Origin of the sequence: Exiguobacterium alkaliphilum 12/1 (genome assembly GCF_000714435.1) — a bacterium.
Taxonomy (GTDB): Bacteria; Bacillota; Bacilli; order Exiguobacteriales; family Exiguobacteriaceae; genus Exiguobacterium; species Exiguobacterium alkaliphilum.
The window spans coordinates 64,366-81,237 of the sequence record NZ_JJMW01000015.1 but is presented as its reverse complement, the minus strand read 5'-3'; the positions used below and the strand labels follow the sequence as shown (position 1 = coordinate 81,237).

The 16,872-nt window shown below is 52.2% G+C and carries 15 protein-coding genes and 1 other annotated feature; of the genes, 6 read left to right on the top strand and 9 right to left on the bottom strand.

The features are described from left to right. Positions 1 to 203: 203 nt before the first annotated feature. Positions 204 to 803, top strand: coding sequence for a 30S ribosomal protein S4 (gene rpsD / locus RT52_RS01885; protein WP_034814744.1), 600 nt, complete (start codon positions 204 to 206; stop codon positions 801 to 803). 42 nt (positions 804 to 845) lie between these two features. Here the strand turns inward: rpsD and RT52_RS01880 are convergent, their stop codons facing one another. Together RT52_RS01880 and tyrS are read right to left on the bottom strand one after the other, a co-directional pair. After that, positions 846 to 1,472: a GTP pyrophosphokinase gene (locus RT52_RS01880; protein WP_034814742.1), complete on the bottom strand. Its 627-nt coding sequence runs from the start codon at positions 1,470 to 1,472 to the stop codon at positions 846 to 848. A 100-nt stretch (positions 1,473 to 1,572) separates the two neighbouring features. After that, positions 1,573 to 2,820: a tyrosine--tRNA ligase gene (gene tyrS / locus RT52_RS01875; protein WP_034814740.1), complete on the bottom strand. Its 1,248-nt coding sequence runs from the start codon at positions 2,818 to 2,820 to the stop codon at positions 1,573 to 1,575. A gap of 48 nt (positions 2,821 to 2,868) precedes the next feature. Further along, positions 2,869 to 3,066, bottom strand: a binding site (T-box leader). A gap of 165 nt (positions 3,067 to 3,231) precedes the next feature. Between tyrS and RT52_RS01870 the strand changes: the two genes are divergently transcribed. Beyond that, positions 3,232 to 5,646, top strand: a complete 2,415-nt coding sequence (locus RT52_RS01870; protein WP_051690241.1) for a transglycosylase domain-containing protein — start codon at positions 3,232 to 3,234, stop codon at positions 5,644 to 5,646. Positions 5,647 to 5,691: 45 nt separating this feature from the next. On the opposite strand, the gene acsA is transcribed toward RT52_RS01870, so the two are convergent. Further along, positions 5,692 to 7,398, bottom strand: coding sequence for an acetate--CoA ligase (gene acsA / locus RT52_RS01865; RefSeq protein ID WP_034814738.1), 1,707 nt, complete (start codon positions 7,396 to 7,398; stop codon positions 5,692 to 5,694). A 155-nt stretch (positions 7,399 to 7,553) separates the two neighbouring features. Here acsA and RT52_RS01860 point away from each other — a divergent pair, with 155 nt between their 5' ends. The 3 genes from RT52_RS01860 to RT52_RS01850 are packed head-to-tail and all read left to right on the top strand — an operon-like array spanning position 7,554 to position 9,993. Then, complete coding sequence (locus tag RT52_RS01860; protein ID WP_034809260.1) at positions 7,554 to 8,183, top strand: GNAT family N-acetyltransferase; 630 nt, start codon at positions 7,554 to 7,556, stop codon at positions 8,181 to 8,183. A gap of 11 nt (positions 8,184 to 8,194) precedes the next feature. Then, positions 8,195 to 8,827, top strand: coding sequence for an acetoin utilization AcuB family protein (locus tag RT52_RS01855; protein ID WP_034814736.1), 633 nt, complete (start codon positions 8,195 to 8,197; stop codon positions 8,825 to 8,827). Further along, entirely contained in the window at positions 8,824 to 9,993 is a 1,170-nt protein-coding gene (locus RT52_RS01850; RefSeq protein ID WP_034814735.1) for an acetoin utilization protein AcuC, read from the top strand. Before RT52_RS01855 ends, RT52_RS01850 begins: the two co-directional genes overlap by 4 nt. Before the next feature lie 41 nt (positions 9,994 to 10,034). Here the strand turns inward: RT52_RS01850 and ccpA are convergent, their stop codons facing one another. From ccpA to RT52_RS01830, 4 genes are all read right to left on the bottom strand, one after another. Further along, a complete protein-coding gene (ccpA, locus tag RT52_RS01845; protein ID WP_034809255.1) occupies positions 10,035 to 11,048 on the bottom strand; it encodes a catabolite control protein A in 1,014 nt (337 codons plus the stop codon). Between the two features lie 126 nt (positions 11,049 to 11,174). Beyond that, complete coding sequence (locus RT52_RS01840; protein ID WP_034814732.1) at positions 11,175 to 12,266, bottom strand: bifunctional 3-deoxy-7-phosphoheptulonate synthase/chorismate mutase; 1,092 nt, start codon at positions 12,264 to 12,266, stop codon at positions 11,175 to 11,177. 133 nt (positions 12,267 to 12,399) lie between these two features. Next, the gene (locus RT52_RS01835; RefSeq protein ID WP_034814730.1) at positions 12,400 to 13,092 is read right to left on the bottom strand and encodes a YtxH domain-containing protein; all 693 of its coding nucleotides are present in this window, start codon (positions 13,090 to 13,092) and stop codon (positions 12,400 to 12,402) included. 23 nt (positions 13,093 to 13,115) lie between these two features. Then, the gene (locus RT52_RS01830) at positions 13,116 to 13,631 is read right to left on the bottom strand and encodes a DUF948 domain-containing protein (RefSeq protein ID WP_034814728.1); all 516 of its coding nucleotides are present in this window, start codon (positions 13,629 to 13,631) and stop codon (positions 13,116 to 13,118) included. A 170-nt stretch (positions 13,632 to 13,801) separates the two neighbouring features. Between RT52_RS01830 and RT52_RS01825 the strand changes: the two genes are divergently transcribed. Then, entirely contained in the window at positions 13,802 to 14,914 is a 1,113-nt protein-coding gene (locus RT52_RS01825; RefSeq protein ID WP_034814726.1) for an aminopeptidase, read from the top strand. A 52-nt stretch (positions 14,915 to 14,966) separates the two neighbouring features. Here the strand turns inward: RT52_RS01825 and RT52_RS16115 are convergent. Continuing rightward, positions 14,967 to 16,294, bottom strand: a protein-coding gene (locus tag RT52_RS16115) for an IS3 family transposase (RefSeq protein ID WP_156028762.1) whose coding sequence is annotated in 2 segments (ribosomal slippage) — positions 14,967 to 15,895 and positions 15,895 to 16,294 — 1,329 coding nt in all. Because the reading frame shifts where the segments join, the coding sequence is not laid out codon by codon here. Between the two features lie 115 nt (positions 16,295 to 16,409). Next, a complete protein-coding gene (locus tag RT52_RS01810; protein ID WP_034814724.1) occupies positions 16,410 to 16,862 on the bottom strand; it encodes a Dps family protein in 453 nt (150 codons plus the stop codon). Between the last annotated feature and the right edge of the window lie 10 nt (positions 16,863 to 16,872).

Here is a 16,872-nt window from a genome sequence, read left to right as displayed (position 1 = left end):
ATCGTATACTATTTTTTGTGCATGAAATGACGATAGCAGTCATCGACAGACGTATCCACCTTTCGGGCCTCGACGTTGTCGGAGGAGCATCTCGTAGCTTCGCTATCAAGTGAAGGTGCTTGAACCTTGAAAGGGGCGTCACCCGTCTTTGACACCGTTGTTCTTTTGTGCAAAATACATGAACAACAAGGAGGAGTCCAAACATGGCTCGTTACACAGGTCCAGCTTGGAAACTCTCGCGTCGCTTAGGCATCTCGCTTAGCGAAACGGGTAAAGAATTAGCAAAACGTCCTTACGCACCAGGCCAACACGGCAATGGTCGTCGTAAAATCTCTGAATACGGTCTTCAGCTTCAAGCGAAGCAAGCACTCCGTCATATGTACGGAATCAACGAGAAGCAATTCCGTCGCATCTTCAACGATGCAGGGAAAATGCAAGGTATCCACGGTGAGAACTTCATGTTCTTGCTCGAGTCACGCCTTGACAACCTCGTTTACCGTATGGGCCTCGCTCGCACACGTCGCGGCGCGCGCCAACTCGTCAACCACGGTCACATCCAAGTTGACGGTTCACGTGTAGACATCGCGTCTTACCGTGTAAAACCAGGTCAAGTCATCTCAGTTCGTGAGAAGTCTAAAAACTTCAAAGCGATCGCTGAAGCGCTCGAAGTAGCACCAGCTACAAAAGACTTCGTCACGTTCGACGCTGAAAAGCTCGAAGGTACGTACGTACGTCTTCCTGAGCGCGCTGAGCTCAACGACCAAATCAAAGAGCAATTGATCGTCGAGTACTACTCACGTTAATGCTTTTATCCCCTTTCCCGCCTCGGCAGGAAAGGGGATTTTTCATTTCTTTAAAATCTGTTCACGAATCCGGCCCATCTGGGTATCGAGCGCATCCGCCATGTTCGCCGCCTCGGTCAGTTCCGCTCGTGACGACTCAGGAACTTGATGCTGATATTTATATTGAAGCTTATGTTCCGTCGCCGCCCAAAAATCCATCGCCAATGTCCGGATTTGAATCTCGGCCGGTACCCAGATGATTCGTTCGGCCAAATATACTTTCGTCCGGACGATCAGGTGAAGGCTCCGATACCCACTCGGTTTCGGATGTTTGATATAGTCTTTCACTTCATCGATTTGTAAATCATCTCGCTTCCTTAAATGCTCTAAAATCGCATAAATATCGTCCCGAAAACTCGTGACGATGCGAACACCAGCGACGTCATGGACGTTGTCCCAGAGGGCATCCACTTCGAGCGGCAATTCTTTTTGCTTCATCTTCCGGACGATAGACGGAAGCGTCTTCATCCGTGTCTTAACGTGTTCGATCGGTGAGTATCCGAGTCGTGTTTGCCAGTCGAGGTCGATAATCCCAAGGTCACTTTCAAGCTCTGTGATCGCCATCTCATAGTAGCGGAATCGCTCTCGCCATTGCTGAAACTGTTCGCCAAAAAACTCTTCAATTTCCATCTTTCACCCTCCTCGCTTTCTTCTATCGTATCAGACCCGCGTTCGTTCGAAACACAAAAAACCGTCCATTCTCGTAATCAGACGAGAATGGACGGTTGCATTAGACGTGACGGATCACGAAATATTTTTTCTTCCCACGACGGATAATCGTGAACTCACCGAGCGTATCGGCACGTGTCACCGTCTTATCGAGCGCTTGTTCACGCTCGCCGTTCAAATAGATGGCACCGTTTTGCACGTCTTCCCGTGCCTGACGTTTCGATTGGACGATCCCCGCCTCAACGAGAAGGTCGACGAGGTTACGCTCACCATCGAGTTCGTACTGCGGCATCCCTTTGAACGCCGCGTCCATGTCTTCCGGTTTCAGTGACGCGAGGTCTCCGCTGAAGAATGCGTTCGTGATTCGCTCAGCCTGTTCAAGACCGGCTTCCCCGTGGACGAGCTTCGTCATCTCTTCGGCGAGACGGCGCTGGGCAGCACGTTTCTCCGGAGCAGCTGCAACTTCTTCCGCGAGCGCATCAATCTCTTCGTGCGTCATGAACGTGAAGTATTTGATGAACTTGATGACGTCGGCGTCATCGACGTTAATCCAAAACTGGTAGAACTCGTACGGTGTCGTCTTGTCAGCATCGAGCCAGACCGCACCGCCAGCCGTCTTCCCGAACTTTTGACCGTCCGACTTCGTGACGAGCGGCACGGTGAGACCGAACGCCTTTTCTTGATGACCGAAACGGCGGATGAGTTCGAGCCCAGCTGTGATGTTCCCCCACTGGTCGCTCCCACCGACTTGAAGGCGGCAGTTCTCTGTTTCGTATAACTTCAAAAAGTCGAACGATTGCAATAACATGTACGAGAATTCCGTGTACGAGATTCCATTCTCTAAACGCGAGTCGACCGAGTCTTTCGCGAGCATGTAGCTGATCGGGAAATGCTTTCCGATATCGCGCAGGAAGTCGATGATGGACAGTTCAGCCGTCCATTCGTAGTTGTTGCGAATCGTGATCGGGTTCTCTCCTTCTAATGGGAGGAAACGGCTCAATTGATCCTTAATACGGTCCGAGAATTCTTTGACCGTGTCGAGCGTGTTCAGTGACCGTTCGTCCGAGCGTCCAGACGGGTCGCCGATCATCCCCGTCGCTCCACCGACGAGGGCGATGACTTGATGTCCCGCCTCTTGAAAACGTCTGAGCGTCAAAATCGGCAACAAGTGCCCGATATGGAGCGAATCCGCTGTCGGGTCAAATCCCGTGTAAAGCGTCGTCGGCTTCTTCAACTGTTCTTTCAATCCTGCTTCATCCGTCATTTGGTTGACGAGTCCTCGAAATGCTAAATCATTCAATAATTCCATTTGTCCCACTCCTTCGATTGACATAAAAAAACGCCCCTTCTCATATCGAGAAGGGACGGAGATTCCGCGGTACCACCCTAATTGCCACAGCTGTGGCCACTTTACATGAGAGATAACGGTCTCGACCCGGCCGAACGGCATGCTCCAAAAGTGTAATTCATCAGTTGACATTGGCTAGTTCACAGCATCCACTAGCTTTCTGGACAAGCGGTCCACCGACTACTTCGCTTTCTTCATTGCATCGATATAATGACTATGCCATTCATTTTATAAGTTTGGTTTCCACGTTGTCAATAACAAGATTGAAACTTGCAACGAAAGGTCGATTCACGATAAGGTGGGGAAAGACTTGTGCTATAATCGAATATATTACTGTCTGCAATCGATTTACACCATATGAAGGAGGCTGTCATGCTGCAAAAGATTCGAGACTTATGGAACAATCCAACATCCTTGAAAGCCCGCCGTTATGCCAATGTATTTTACGATGTGTCGTGGAACGTACTCCTGCTCACGATCATCTCCGTTGTCCTCATCGGTTTTTTAGGCGCCGGAATCGGCGCCGGGTATTTCGCATCGCTCGTCAAGGACATGCCAACCCCTGCCTATAAGACGATGACGTCCCAAATCAACACGTACTCGTCGACCTCTGACATTTACTTCGGAAGCGGAGAACGGATCGGGAACTACACGACCGATGAAGTGCGTACGCCGATTCCAGTCGATAAAGTATCGCCGTTCGTCATCGACGCGTTGTTAGCGACCGAGGACGTCGAGTTTTACGAGCATGACGGGGTCGTCCCGAAAGCGACGCTCCGTGCCATCTTGCAAGAAGCGACCGGTTCAGAAGAGCGGACCGGCGGCTCGACACTCACCCAACAGCTCATCAAGAACCAGATGTTGACGAACGAAGTGTCGTTCGAGCGGAAAGCGAAAGAGATTTTGCTCGCGCTCCGCCTCGAAAAAGCGATGGATAAAGATGAGATTTTGAACGCCTACTTGAACGTCGTCTCGTTCGGACGCAACTCGATGGGACGCAACATCTCCGGGATTGAAGCAGCGTCTCGCGGCGTATTCAACACGTCGGCAGAGAATTTGACACTCCCGCAAGCGGCATTCCTTGCCGGGATTCCAAAAAACCCGTTCCTCTACACGCCATATTATCAAGGCGGAGTCATTAAAGAAGACGTCACCGCCGGCATCAACCGGATGAAGACGGTACTGAATCGAATGTACGTCGCCGGGAAAATCACACAAGAAGAATATGATGCGGCGTATAACTACGATATCACGCAAGACTTCATGAAGACACAATCGAAGCCGCGCGACCGTTATCCGTATCTCGTCGACGTAGCGGAACGTGAGGCGCTCGCCATCGTGACGAACCACTTCTTACAAGAAGACGGAATCAACCTGAACGACCTCGGACCAAACGAACGGAACGAAGTCCGTTCGACTTACGGGAAACGGGCGCACAACGCGCTCCGTCAAGGCGGTTATAAGATTCACTTGACGCTCGATAAGCAAATCCACGAATCGATGCAGCAGCCGGCTAAAAACGCGGATAACTTCGGACCGAACCAAAATGCGGACGGGACGAGCTATCCGGAACAGACCGCCGCGGTCATGCTCGAGAACAAGACGGGCCGTGTGCTCGGCTTCGTCGGTGGACGCTATATTAACGGAAAGACTGAAGAATATAACCACGCCACGCAGATGACTCGTCAAATCGGATCGACCGCAAAACCGATTCTCGTTTACGCGAATGCGATCGAGGCAGGCATGATCACACCTGCGACGACGATTATCGACGAAGAATACTTCTATCAATATGATTACAGCGAACGGAAAGACCCGGTCAACAACGAAGGGAAAACGTACCGCGGCCCAGTCACTGTCCGCGACGCGCTCAAACTATCATTGAACGTTCCTGCCGTCAAAATTTATGAAGAACGGAACCAAATGGAGGCTGACACACAGAAACTCATCGATATGGGCATCGGCGTATCGGATACGAACCGAAAAGCCTCCTCGATGGCACTCGGTGTCGGTGAAGTCAGCCCGGTCAACCTCGCGTCGACGTATGCGATGCTCGCCAACTACGGCGAACACGTAAACCCGTACTTCGTCGATAAAGTCGAGTTCCAAGGCGAGATCATCTTTGAGGCCCAGCCTGAGAAGAAACGGATTTACTCCGATCGCACGGCCTACCTCGTCGTCGACATGTTGCGTGACGTGTACACGTCAGGTACGGCGACGTACGCCAAGTCACTTTTGAACGCCCCGGGCGACTGGATGGGTAAAACCGGTACGACACAATTGAAACGAGATTCGTATCTCGTTGGCTCGACGCCAGACGTCACACTCGCAGTCTGGTCTGGTTACGATAACCAAAAACTCGGGATGACCGATGCTTACCCATACGGCCCATACTACCAGCGGACGCAACGGATTTGGTCACAAATCGTGAACCGCGTGTATGCGGATAAGCCGGAGACGTTCACGAACGCACGCTTCACGCAACCATCTAGCGTGACGTCAAAAGACTTCCAAGACTCTGGAACGTTCTCAGAGAAGAAGAAAGTCGAAGAGAAGAAGAAGGAAGAGGAAGCGAAGCAGAAAGCAGAAGAAGCGAAACAAGAGGCGGAAGAAGCGAAACGCGAAGCTGCTGAACAGAAAGATGCCGAGGCGAAGAAAAAAGCCGAGGCGGAAGCGAAGAAGAAGGCAGAAGACGCGAAGAAAGCGGAAGAAGAAGCCAAGAAGAAAGCCGAGGCTGAAAAGAAAGCCCAAGAAGAAGCGGAGGCCGAGGCTGACGCGGACGAATAAGCAAGACAAAAAGGTCGACACCGCGGTGTCGACCTTTTTTTTCAATCAATCTTCCATTGTCGATAAATCACCTGTCTCAAGGTTCAATTCCCATGCCTTCAAGACACGACGCATAATCTTACCGCTGCGCGTCTTCGGCAACTTGTCTTTGAACTCGATTTCCCGAGGTGCCGCATGCGCCGCGAGCCCCTCTTTGACAAACTTTTGAATCTCCGCCTTTAACTCGTCGGACGGCTCATAGCCTTTCCGAAGCGCGATGAACGCCTTGATAATTTCGCCGCGGACCGGGTCCGGTTTCCCGATGACACCGGCCTCGGCGACAGCTGGATGCTCGACGAGACGACTCTCGACCTCGAACGGTCCGACACGCTCGCCTGCCGTCATAATGACGTCGTCGACACGGCCTTGGAACCAGAAATACCCGTCCTCATCCATATAAGCCGAGTCACCTGAGACGTACCAGTCGCCCCAGAAGTAGCTCTCATACTTTGCATCGTTCTTCCAAATCTTGCGCATCATCGACGGCCATGGCGTCTTGAGTGCCAAATTGCCCATCCGATGCGGCGGGAGCGGTTGTCCACGGTCATCTAAGATGGCCGCCTCACAACCCGGGATGGCTTTCCCCATCGAACCCGGTTTGATGTCCATCGTCGGATAGTTGCAAATCATCATCGCCCCAGTCTCCGTCATCCACCACGTATCGTGAATACGTAAGCCGAACGACTCATTGCCCCAACGGATGACTTCCGGGTTGAGCGGTTCACCGACCGACAAGATGTGTCGGAGCGACGACAAGTCGTACTTCTCAAACGCCTCGTCCCCCGCACCCATGAGCATCCGGAACGCCGTCGGCGCGCTATACCAGACCGTGACACCGAACCGTTCGATGACCGAGTACCAAAACTCCGGATTGAACCGGCCCCCGACGATGACGTTCGTCGTCCCGTTCAAGAACGGGGCGAAGATGCCGTAACTCGTGCCCGTCACCCAACCTGGGTCGGCCGTGCACCAGTACACGTCGTCGGCCTGCAAGTCGAGCACCCATTTTCCCGTCATCAAGTGCTGAATCATCGCGTTATGGACGTGCAGCACGCCTTTCGGTTTCCCTGTCGAGCCGGACGTATAATGCAGGATCATGCCGTCTTCACGGTCGACCCATGTGATGTCAAGGTCCGTCGAGGCGCCATGTGCCAACTTGCGGTAATCGATGATCTTCCCGCTCTCTGACACGTCATCGCCGACGATGAGAATCGTCTCCAACTGCGGCAACTGCTCCAACGGGATGCGCGGTAACAGCGCCTCGGTCGTCACGATCACTTTCGCTTCCGAGTCGAGCAGACGGTCGTGGACGGCCTGTTCCATGAACGCTTCAAACAACGGCCCAACGATGGCGCCAAGCTTGATCGCACCGAGTAAAATAAAATAAAGTTCTGGACTCCGTGGCATGAAGATGAAGACACGATCGCCTTTCTCCACTCCGACCGATTTCAGAACGTTCCCGGATCGATTGCTTTCTTGTTTCATGTCAGCGTACGTGTAGCGCTCTTCCCGATCCCCATCGAAGTAGAGCAAGGCCAATTTCGTCGCGAGTTCCCCTTCTGCGTGACGATCAATCGCCTCATACGCCATGTTGACATTCCCGGTCAAATTCCAAGACAATAACGCTTCTGCTTGCGTCCACTCGAACGACTGACAAGCATCTTCATACGACGCCAATTGATGTTCCCCTGATAACGCTTTCAATTTTTCCATCGTTAAAGATTCGCCTCCCCTGCAATGAATGGTATAACCACTTTCAGTATAGTGTTAATATTATGACAAATCAATGAATTTCCAAAAACTCCAAAACGGTGTGAAACTCGGGTCGTGAAAGCGCTATAATAAGAAGTGGAAAAGGTGGTGACTCCATGGAAAAACAGTATCATTCAAAAGTGTGGGAAACCTCACTCGGAGCCGTAATCATCGATGGACCGATTGAGAGTGACGTTCTTGCGACGTATCGCCTCGACGAAGGATTGACGGCGTTCCGGGAGCCGGAAGACCAACATAAGGCGCTCGTCGAAATCGCTGCCTTGAAAGAAGGCCGGATCATCGTCGCCCGGGTCGATGAGTTGATTATCGGCTATGTGACGTACTTATATCCAGACCCGTATGAGCGCTGGAGCGAAGGGAACGACCCATACATCCTCGAGCTCGGAGCGATTGAGGTCAGCCCGCGCTATCGCGGCCAACGCATTGGCAAACAGTTGCTCGAAGTGTCGATGATGGACCCGCATATGGATGACTTTTTGATTTTGACGACAGAATATTATTGGCACTGGGATTTGAAAGGAAGCGGGCTATCGATTTGGGACTACCGGAACGTGATGGAGAAGATGATGAATCACGGCGGGCTCGTCTTCTTCCCGACCGACGACCCAGAGATCGCCTCGCATCCGGCCAACTGTCTCATGGCACGAATCGGCAAGAACGTCCGCCAAGAATCGATTGACCATTTCGACTCGCTCCGGCTCCGCCGCCGGTTCATGTATGACTGAGGAGGGCTACGATGCTGATTGAACAAATGATGAATCGCCACGTCGTGACGATTCAACCGACGAATACGATCGCCCACGCGGCAAAGCTCATGCGTGACCATAAAGTGCGTCACCTCATCGTCACGAATCCGGCCCGGCAAGTCATCGGAATCATTGGACAGTTCGAGATGAGCGGAGCGACGAGCGTGTTCCATCCGGAGAGTGAGAGCGCCGACTTTCAAAACCCGGTGTCGAGCATCATGCGGACCGATCTTGTGACGGCACACCCGGCCGACTTTTTCGAAGATGCGGCCGCGCTGTTCTATGAACACCGGTTGACGTGCCTTCCGATCGTCGAACGAGGCAAACTCGTCGGTGTGTTGACCGAGACCGATTTACTTCGTTATTTCGTTCAGCTGACCGGTGCCCTTGAGCCGAGTTCGCAAATCGAGATTCTTGTCGAGAACACGACCGGCACGCTTGAGAAAGTGACGCGCCTTCTCGCCAAGACGAACGTCAACATCATCAACGTCTTCGTCCACCCGACGGAAGACCCGTATAAACGGATCATCTCGTTCCGGGTCCAGACGATGAACCCGCTCCGCATCATCGAACGGTTGAAACGAGAAGGCTATGACGTGCTCGGGCCGGAGATGTCGCAATGAGACCGGCTTACATATTCGGGGAAAACGAGACGTCGTACCGTTTCCATGCGGACCACCCGTTCAACCCGATTCGTTTAGAGCTGACGACTTCGCTCTTGACGACAGCGGGAAAACTGTCACGTGATGAATGCATCGCCCCGCCACTCGCTTCGATTGAAGACTTGGCGCTCGTCCACGACCGCGATTATATCGAGGCGGTCCAAGCGGCGGCAGCCGGCACGCTCACCGGGCTAAAAGCGAACAAGTTCGGGCTCGGTACGGAAGATACCCCCATTTTCCCGACGATTCACGAAGGGGCGGCCCGCCTCGTCGGTGGGACGATGCTTGCGCTCGACCTCGTCGCGAGCGGGAAAGTCGAACGCGCCTTTCACGTCGGAGGCGGACTACATCACGGCATGCAGCGGAAGGCGTCCGGTTTTTGCGTCTATAACGATGCGGCCGTCGCCATCGCCCACGTCTGTAAGCAGTATGGTATGCGGGTGCTTTATGTCGATACTGACGCCCATCACGGGGACGGCGTACAGTGGCTGTTTTATGACGACCCGGACGTCATGACGCTCTCGATTCATGAGACCGGACGCTACTTGTTCCCTGGCACAGGTGCCGTCACCGAGCGTGGGAACGGGAACGGATACGGCTACAGTTGGAACGTCCCGGTCGACGCCTTCACGCAGGACGACTCGTTCCTTCATTGTTATGAGACGGTGTTACGCGAGGCGTGCGCTTGGTTCAAGCCGGACATCATTTTGACGCAAAACGGGGCCGACGCACATGCGTTCGACCCGCTCACCCACCTCGCCTCGACGATTCGGACGTTCGAGCAAATCCCGCAAATTGCATCCCGGCTCGCCGATGAATATACAGAGGGACGGCTCGTCGCCCTCGGCGGTGGTGGTTATGACTGGTTCAGAACCGTGCCACGCGCTTGGGCGCAAGTGTGGGCCGGTCTGACACGCGAGGCACCCTATCATGGTGACATTCCGGCCGATTGGATTGCGCAATGGCAGCATCGGGCCGATCAACCGTTACCGACGCGATGGGACGATACGACCTATTCGTTCGACCACATCCCACGGCGCCAGCAAATCGAGGAAAAGAACTGGGAAGTGACGAAACGGGCGTTCTGGCCGTTCATCTCCAACGACCGTAAATCACTCTACTTATAAAAAAAACACTTAAGCCGTCGACGGCTTAAGTGTTTTTTCGTTCAGTCGTTTCGTAACGAGTCGCGACGTTCAATGCGGTGTGGCAAGACGACGTTCTTCTCTTCAATCTCTTCCGCGTTCAAAATCTTCGTCAAGAGACGCATGGCGACGGCACCGATGTCATACATCGGTTGGACGACCGTCGTCAATTTCGGACGAATCATCGTCGCAAGACGCGTGTTATCGTGGCCGACGACTTCAAAGTCGTTTGGGACCGAGAAGCCCGCGTCTTGAATTGCATGGATGACGCCGAGCGCCATCTCATCCGTTCCAGCGAAGATGGCTTTCGGGCAATCGTCACGCTCAAGCATCTTCTGCATCGCTTCGAGGCCCGAGGCGTACGTGTAGTTACCGAGGATGACGTCGTTCTCCTGGAACGGAAGACCGGCATCTTCAAGTGCCCGGCGATAACCGGCGAACTTCTTCTCGCCGTTGATTTGTTGCTCGAGCGGGCCAGTTATGAAACCGACTTGTTTGTGGCCGTGGCCAATCAACATTTCGGTCGCGTCATATGCCGCCTGCTCATAGTCGATATTGACCGCCGGCAGGTCATAGCCTTGGTTCAACGTCGCGGCCAAGACGATTGGAACCGGTGATTTCTTGAACTCTTCGACGAGATCTTCGTGAAGACGGCCGCCCATGAAGATGATGCCGTCGACTTGTTTCCCGAGAAGCGTGTTCAACAAGTGAATCTCTTTATCCCGGTTCGCATCCGAGTTCCCGAGGATGATGTTGTACTTGTACATCGTCGCGACGTCTTCGATACCGCGCGCAAGGTCGGCAAAGAAAATGTTCGAGATATCCGGTACGATGACGCCGACCGTCGTCGTCTTCTTGCTCGCAAGACCACGTGCGACAGCGTTCGGACGATAACCGAGACGGTCAATTGCGTCCTGGACTTTCTTACGGGTCGTCGGTTTGACGTTCGGGTTTCCGTTGACGACACGAGAGACGGTCGCCATCGACACCCCGGCCTCTCGTGCGACATCATAGATCGTTACATTGTTACTATTCATTAAAACTCCTCCTACAAGCAATGATTTTCAAACGATTTTCAAAAAACGTGTCAAAAAAGGAAGACAGGTATCTGTCATCATTTTACCCTGTCTTCACGCCATATAAAACGTTTCCAATTGGAAAGCTTACTTTTTTACCAAATCAAGTTGAGGGAATTGTGTCGTCAATCCGTTCACAAATTCATCAAACTGGTCGAAATCGAGCTGTTGCTGGGCATCGGACAAGGCGATGGCCGGATTCGGATGCATTTCGACCATGACACCGTCGGCCCCGACAGCAAGTGCCGCCTTCGCAGCCGGAAGCAACAAATCGCGGCGCCCGGTCGAATGGGTGACATCGACCATAACCGGCAAATGTGTCTCTTGCTTCAAAATCGGCACGGCCGTGATATCGAGTGTGTTGCGCGTCGCCCGTTCATACGTCCGGATGCCGCGCTCACAAAGGATGATTTGATGGTTCCCGCTCGCCATGATGTACTCCGCCGCATAGATGAACTCTTCGATTGTAGCCGACAGCCCGCGTTTCAAGAGCACGGGTTTATCCGTCTTCCCGACTTCTTTTAGCAAATCGAAGTTCTGCATGTTGCGGGCCCCGACTTGGATGATGTCCACGTATGGAAGCGCTGAGTCGATCGCACCTGGCGTCATGATTTCAGAGATGACTCGTAAATCGTGACGGTCGGCCGCTTGTTTCAACAGCTTGAGCCCGTCAAAGCCGAGCCCTTGGAAATCGTATGGCGACGTCCGTGGCTTATACGCGCCACCGCGCATAATCTTCACACCGGACAAGGCGAGTTTCTCAGCGACGGCGTTCACTTGTTCGAATGATTCGACGGCACATGGCCCCGCAATCAATTGGGGGCGTCCGTTGCCAATCGTCGCCCCGCCAAGCGTGACGACCGTATCCTCAGCTTGACGTTTCCGCGAGACGAGGAGCGTTTTATCACGGTCCTCCCCTTGCAGCTCGGCAGACGCTTTGAACATCTCTTTAAATAGATGTTGAAGACGTGGCGTCTCAAAAGGACCTCGATTCTCGGCCGCAATAAAATCGAGCATCTCGCGTTCGCGTACGGGATCGTATCGTTCGACGCCTTGAAGACGTTTCACTTTACCAATCTCGACCGCGAGTTCTCCTCGACGACTGAGCAAATCAAGCATTTCTCGGTTCAATTCATCCATTTCACGACGTAATCGGTTCAATTGATCTTGTGGACTCATAATTACCCTCTCATTTCTAAGCCGTTCTTTCCAGAAACCTAATTATATCGAACTTCTCTCGCTTTGTCATAGACAAATGGTCGCCGACACAGATTCCACAAAAAAAATACCCAGGAGACCTGGGTATCACCGTTTATTTCTTGCCGTTCTTCAAATCTTGTTTCAACTCTTTAAGTTCTTGTTTCGACTCGTCATCGAGCAAATCCTTAATCGGTGCTTCAAACTCCGATTCATGGTTCGTTGACTCATCACGACTACTCTCCGGTTTGGCCTGTTCTTGTTTCTTGGCTTGGCCAGAAGATGAGTCAGCTTGCTTCGAGTCATCTTTCGTTGCTTTCTTCGAGTCATCTTTCGTTGCTTCCTTCGAGTCGTTCGATGTCTCGTCTGCCGCTCGATCGAGTTGCTCTTTCACTTCCGCCTCTGCTTCAGCGACGAGTTGGTCGGCCTTCTCCATCGCTTCTTCAATCGACAGTTCATCTTCGTCGACCTGCTGTTTGAGCTCGGCCGCTTCACGGGCTTTGTCCTTCACGAGGTTAAGGACCGGTGCTGCTTTCTCAAGAAGCGGAGCCGACTTGTCGCTTGCGACTTTAATCCATTCTCCGACGACCGGTTCGGCCTTCTCACGGACTTCTTTCGATTTGACCGTCAAACGCTCACGTGAAGTGGCCGTCTTCTCATCAAGGTACGTCCGTACTTCACGTCCACTCTTCGGCGACGTGAGAAGCGCGACCGCCGCCCCGATGACTCCCCCAAGTACGACTCCGGCTAAAAAGCCTCCGCCTGATGACTGTTGTGTGTGTTGTGAATTGTTTTTGTCGTATGTCATGTGTACGTTCCTCCTAGAGATGATTAAGATTTTAATGTGTCATCCGTTGCGACGACACCCGGTGAGACAGACGGTGTTTCTTCTTTCCGTTCACGTCGTCCACGACGACGAGATGGACGTTCGTTGCCAGTCTCGCTTTTGTTTTTCTTGAATAATTCCACAGCGACCGATCCCCATCGGACCGCTTGCGCGATTTGTTCTTTGTTTTCATCGGCTGCCACGTGTACAGACGAAGACACTGTCCGGACTGACTCGGTCACTTCATTGAGTGACGTGCCGAGCTCGTCAAGGGCGTGAGCCACTGGTGCGAGCAATTCTGTTTTCTCTTCTACGTTATCCACGAGACGGTTCGTCTTATGTAAGAGCGCCGTCACTTCCATCGTAATCCCATCCAACTGTCGTTCTAAATTCTCGGTCGTGTTCGCGACGCTACCGAGTGTCCGGTTCACGTTCGATAAGACACGCGCCAAGAAAAAGACGAGTACGACAAACGCGAGTGCAGCAATCAGTCCCGCGATGCCTCCCAATGTGATTTCCATCCAATCATTCCTCCTGTTCAATAATATGGTGGTTTCATTATAGCACCATTATGACTGAAAAGATTTGTCTCAACCGTTTTCGCCATCCGGTCTGATTATTCCTTTACCCGTTTTTATGTTTTCGATTACACTAAAATAGAAAAAAATTAAAAAAGTTAAGGGGTGGACGTATGAGAGATCCAAGAATCACGCAACTCGCGGATGGGTTAATCAACTATTCGGTTGAATTGAAGCCGGGGGAACGCGTGCTAATCGAGAATTTTGGAGTCGAAGAATCGCTCGTCGAGGCACTCGTCGAGAAGGCGTACGAAGCAGGTGGTCATCCATTCGTCTTGTTGAAAGAGAGTCGAATCCTGCGCAAGCTCTACATGGGAGCGAGCCGAGAACAGCTCGAGCTGATGGCAGATATCGAACGGAAACAGATGCAAGCAATGGACGCCTATATCGGTCTTCGTGCCGGGGACAACATCAATGAATTATCCGATGTGCCGGCCGAACAGCAAAAACTTGTCGGCGCGACAATCGGGAAAATGCACACAGAAGACCGCGTCAAAGGGACGCGCTGGGTCGTACTCCGCTATCCGTCGCCGTCGATGGCCCAACTCGCCGGGAAATCGACCGAGGCGTTCGAAGACTTTTACTTCAACGTCTGCACGCTCGACTACGGCAAGATGGACCGGGCGATGGACGCCCTCGTCAGCCTCATGAACGAGACCGACCGCGTGACGATTACAGGACCGGGAACGGACCTCACGTTCTCCATCAAAGACATCCCGGCCATCAAATGCTCGGGCCAAATGAACATCCCGGACGGTGAAGTGTTCACAGCGCCGGTGAAAGACTCAATCAACGGCGTCATCACGTACAACACGCCGTCACCGTATCACGGGTTCACGTACGAGAACGTGAAATTGACGTTCCAAGACGGAAAGATCGTCGAGGCGACGGCAAACGATACGGACCGTATCAACGACGTGTTCAATACGGACGAAGGCGCCCGTTACGTCGGCGAGTTCGCCATCGGCGTCAACCCATACATCCAACACCCGATGAAAGACATCTTGTTTGATGAGAAGATTGATGGTAGTTTCCACTTCACACCGGGTCAGGCGTATGACGACGCTTATAACGGTAACGACTCGTCCATCCACTGGGACCTCGTCAACATCCAACGCCCGGACTACGGCGGCGGCGAGATTTGGTTCGATGACGTGTTGATTCGGAAAGACGGTCGCTTCGTCGTCGACTCGCTCTTGCCACTCAATCCAGAAAATTTGAAATAACAAAAAGCGTGCCCTAATCTGTACCCCTTGTAAAGGACATTAATAAAAAAACTTATGCTGATTCAAGGAGATGATTCCTGTACTGTACGGGAGTCATCTTTTTCATGTTCCATTGATAACGATGATGGTTGTAATAGTTAATGGTTTTTCGGATTTCACGCTGTAGTGAATCGAACGTGGTACAGGCCTTTAACTCGACGATATCCTTGAAATGTCCAAAGAATGATTCCTGGACAGCGTTATCCCAACAGTTGCCCCGTCGGGACATGGATTGACCTAGCTTCATACGCTTCACCTCTTTCTGATAGGTCGGGCTCGTGTAGTGCCCTCCTTGATCTGAATGGATGAATGCGTCCTTGTCCAAGCGAATCCTCCGGTTCTTCCGTAAACGCTTCAACGTATCCAATACAATGTCGAGATTGATGTTCTCAGAGAGTTGATGCGCCAGTACCTCATTGGTCGAACCGTCCACGATGGTCGAAAGATAGGCTCGCTTACCGTTCCCGTAAAATATGTAGGTGATATCGGTGAGAAGCACCTTGTAGGGAGTGCCCTGTTTGAATTCGCGTTTGAGGCGATTCGGCACCACCCGGTGCTCGGCCGTCGCCTTAATGAGCCGTTTGTATGGCTTCGCCTTGCGGATTGGACAAACGATGTTGTATTTCCGCATGATACGTCGGATACACTTCAGGTTCATCGTCACACCGAAATGACCAGACAGCACCATCTTGATCTGCCTAGCACCCTTCTTGCGCTTCTTGAAGTGGAACGCCTTCAGAACGAGGTCACGAAGAGCCACGTCTTTCGATTCGCGCTCCTGTCTGATCTGTCTCCTCCGTTTCGAGAAATAGGCGTGGTATCCCTGACGTGACACCCCGGCCACCTGGCAGAGATGGCTGACCATCCCCTTCATTTTGTGCTTGATGATGACACCTTGAATCAGCTCATACTTTTGCGATGCGTTAAGTCCAGCTTTCCTCTCCCTTCCGCCAGGCGGATCTCCTTTAATAGTTCGACCTCTGCTTTCAACAGTTTGTTTTCGGCCTCGAGCTTCGCGTACCGTTCTTCTGTCGACAGCTCTTTATCCCTCCAACGTCCTGAATTACTTGATCGTGTATCGCGCAGCCCCATTACCCCATCTTTTCGGTAAGCTCGTGTCCAACGATTTTTACAAGAACTCATACGCCGTTCACCGAGTACCTCCACATCGAATCCACATCCCCGGAAGATTTCCACAGGGAACTTTCCTTCCAACGTCTGTGCTATAAAAAGTTCCTTAAACTCATCGGTATACGTGATCCCTTTCGGGCTCACAGATTTAACGTAAGGATTTGCGGCTAGCGCATCTATTTCTTTTGACGTAAATATCTTCTTCGACACTCGAATTCACTCCCAATATGATTTAGTCCAGTGTACACAAAAACCCTGAGCAGTAGACTTTTTTTTAGTGTCTACTACTCAGGGTACAGTTTACCCCGGTGGCACGCTTTTTTGCTTACAGCTTCGTCTTCTTGCCGAGCGCTGCCGACATCATCCAAATCTCTTTCTCGAGACGCTCGATGTGAGAGACGAACGTGTCCTCAATCGCTTCGTCCCCGTCCTCGAAGTTCTCCATCGCATCTTGCATCTCTTGGCGAATCTGTTTGAAGTCGCCGATGATGTCTTTGATCATCTGATCCGTCTCGGCGTGACGATCTCCTTCTTGAAGCGTCGAATGCTCTAAATACTCTTTCATCGTCGCATACGGTTCGCCGTCATTCATGAGCAGTCGCTCCGCCACGTCGTCGTAAAGTTCCGCGACGAGGTTATACAGTTCCTCTAACTTCTCGTGGTACGTGAAGAAGTGTGGCCCGCTAATATACCAATGATAGTTGTGGAGTTTCACGAACAAGAGGCCATAGTTGGCCACTTCTTTGTTTAACGTGTTCAATGCGCCTTGACTTGCCATTCATAACATC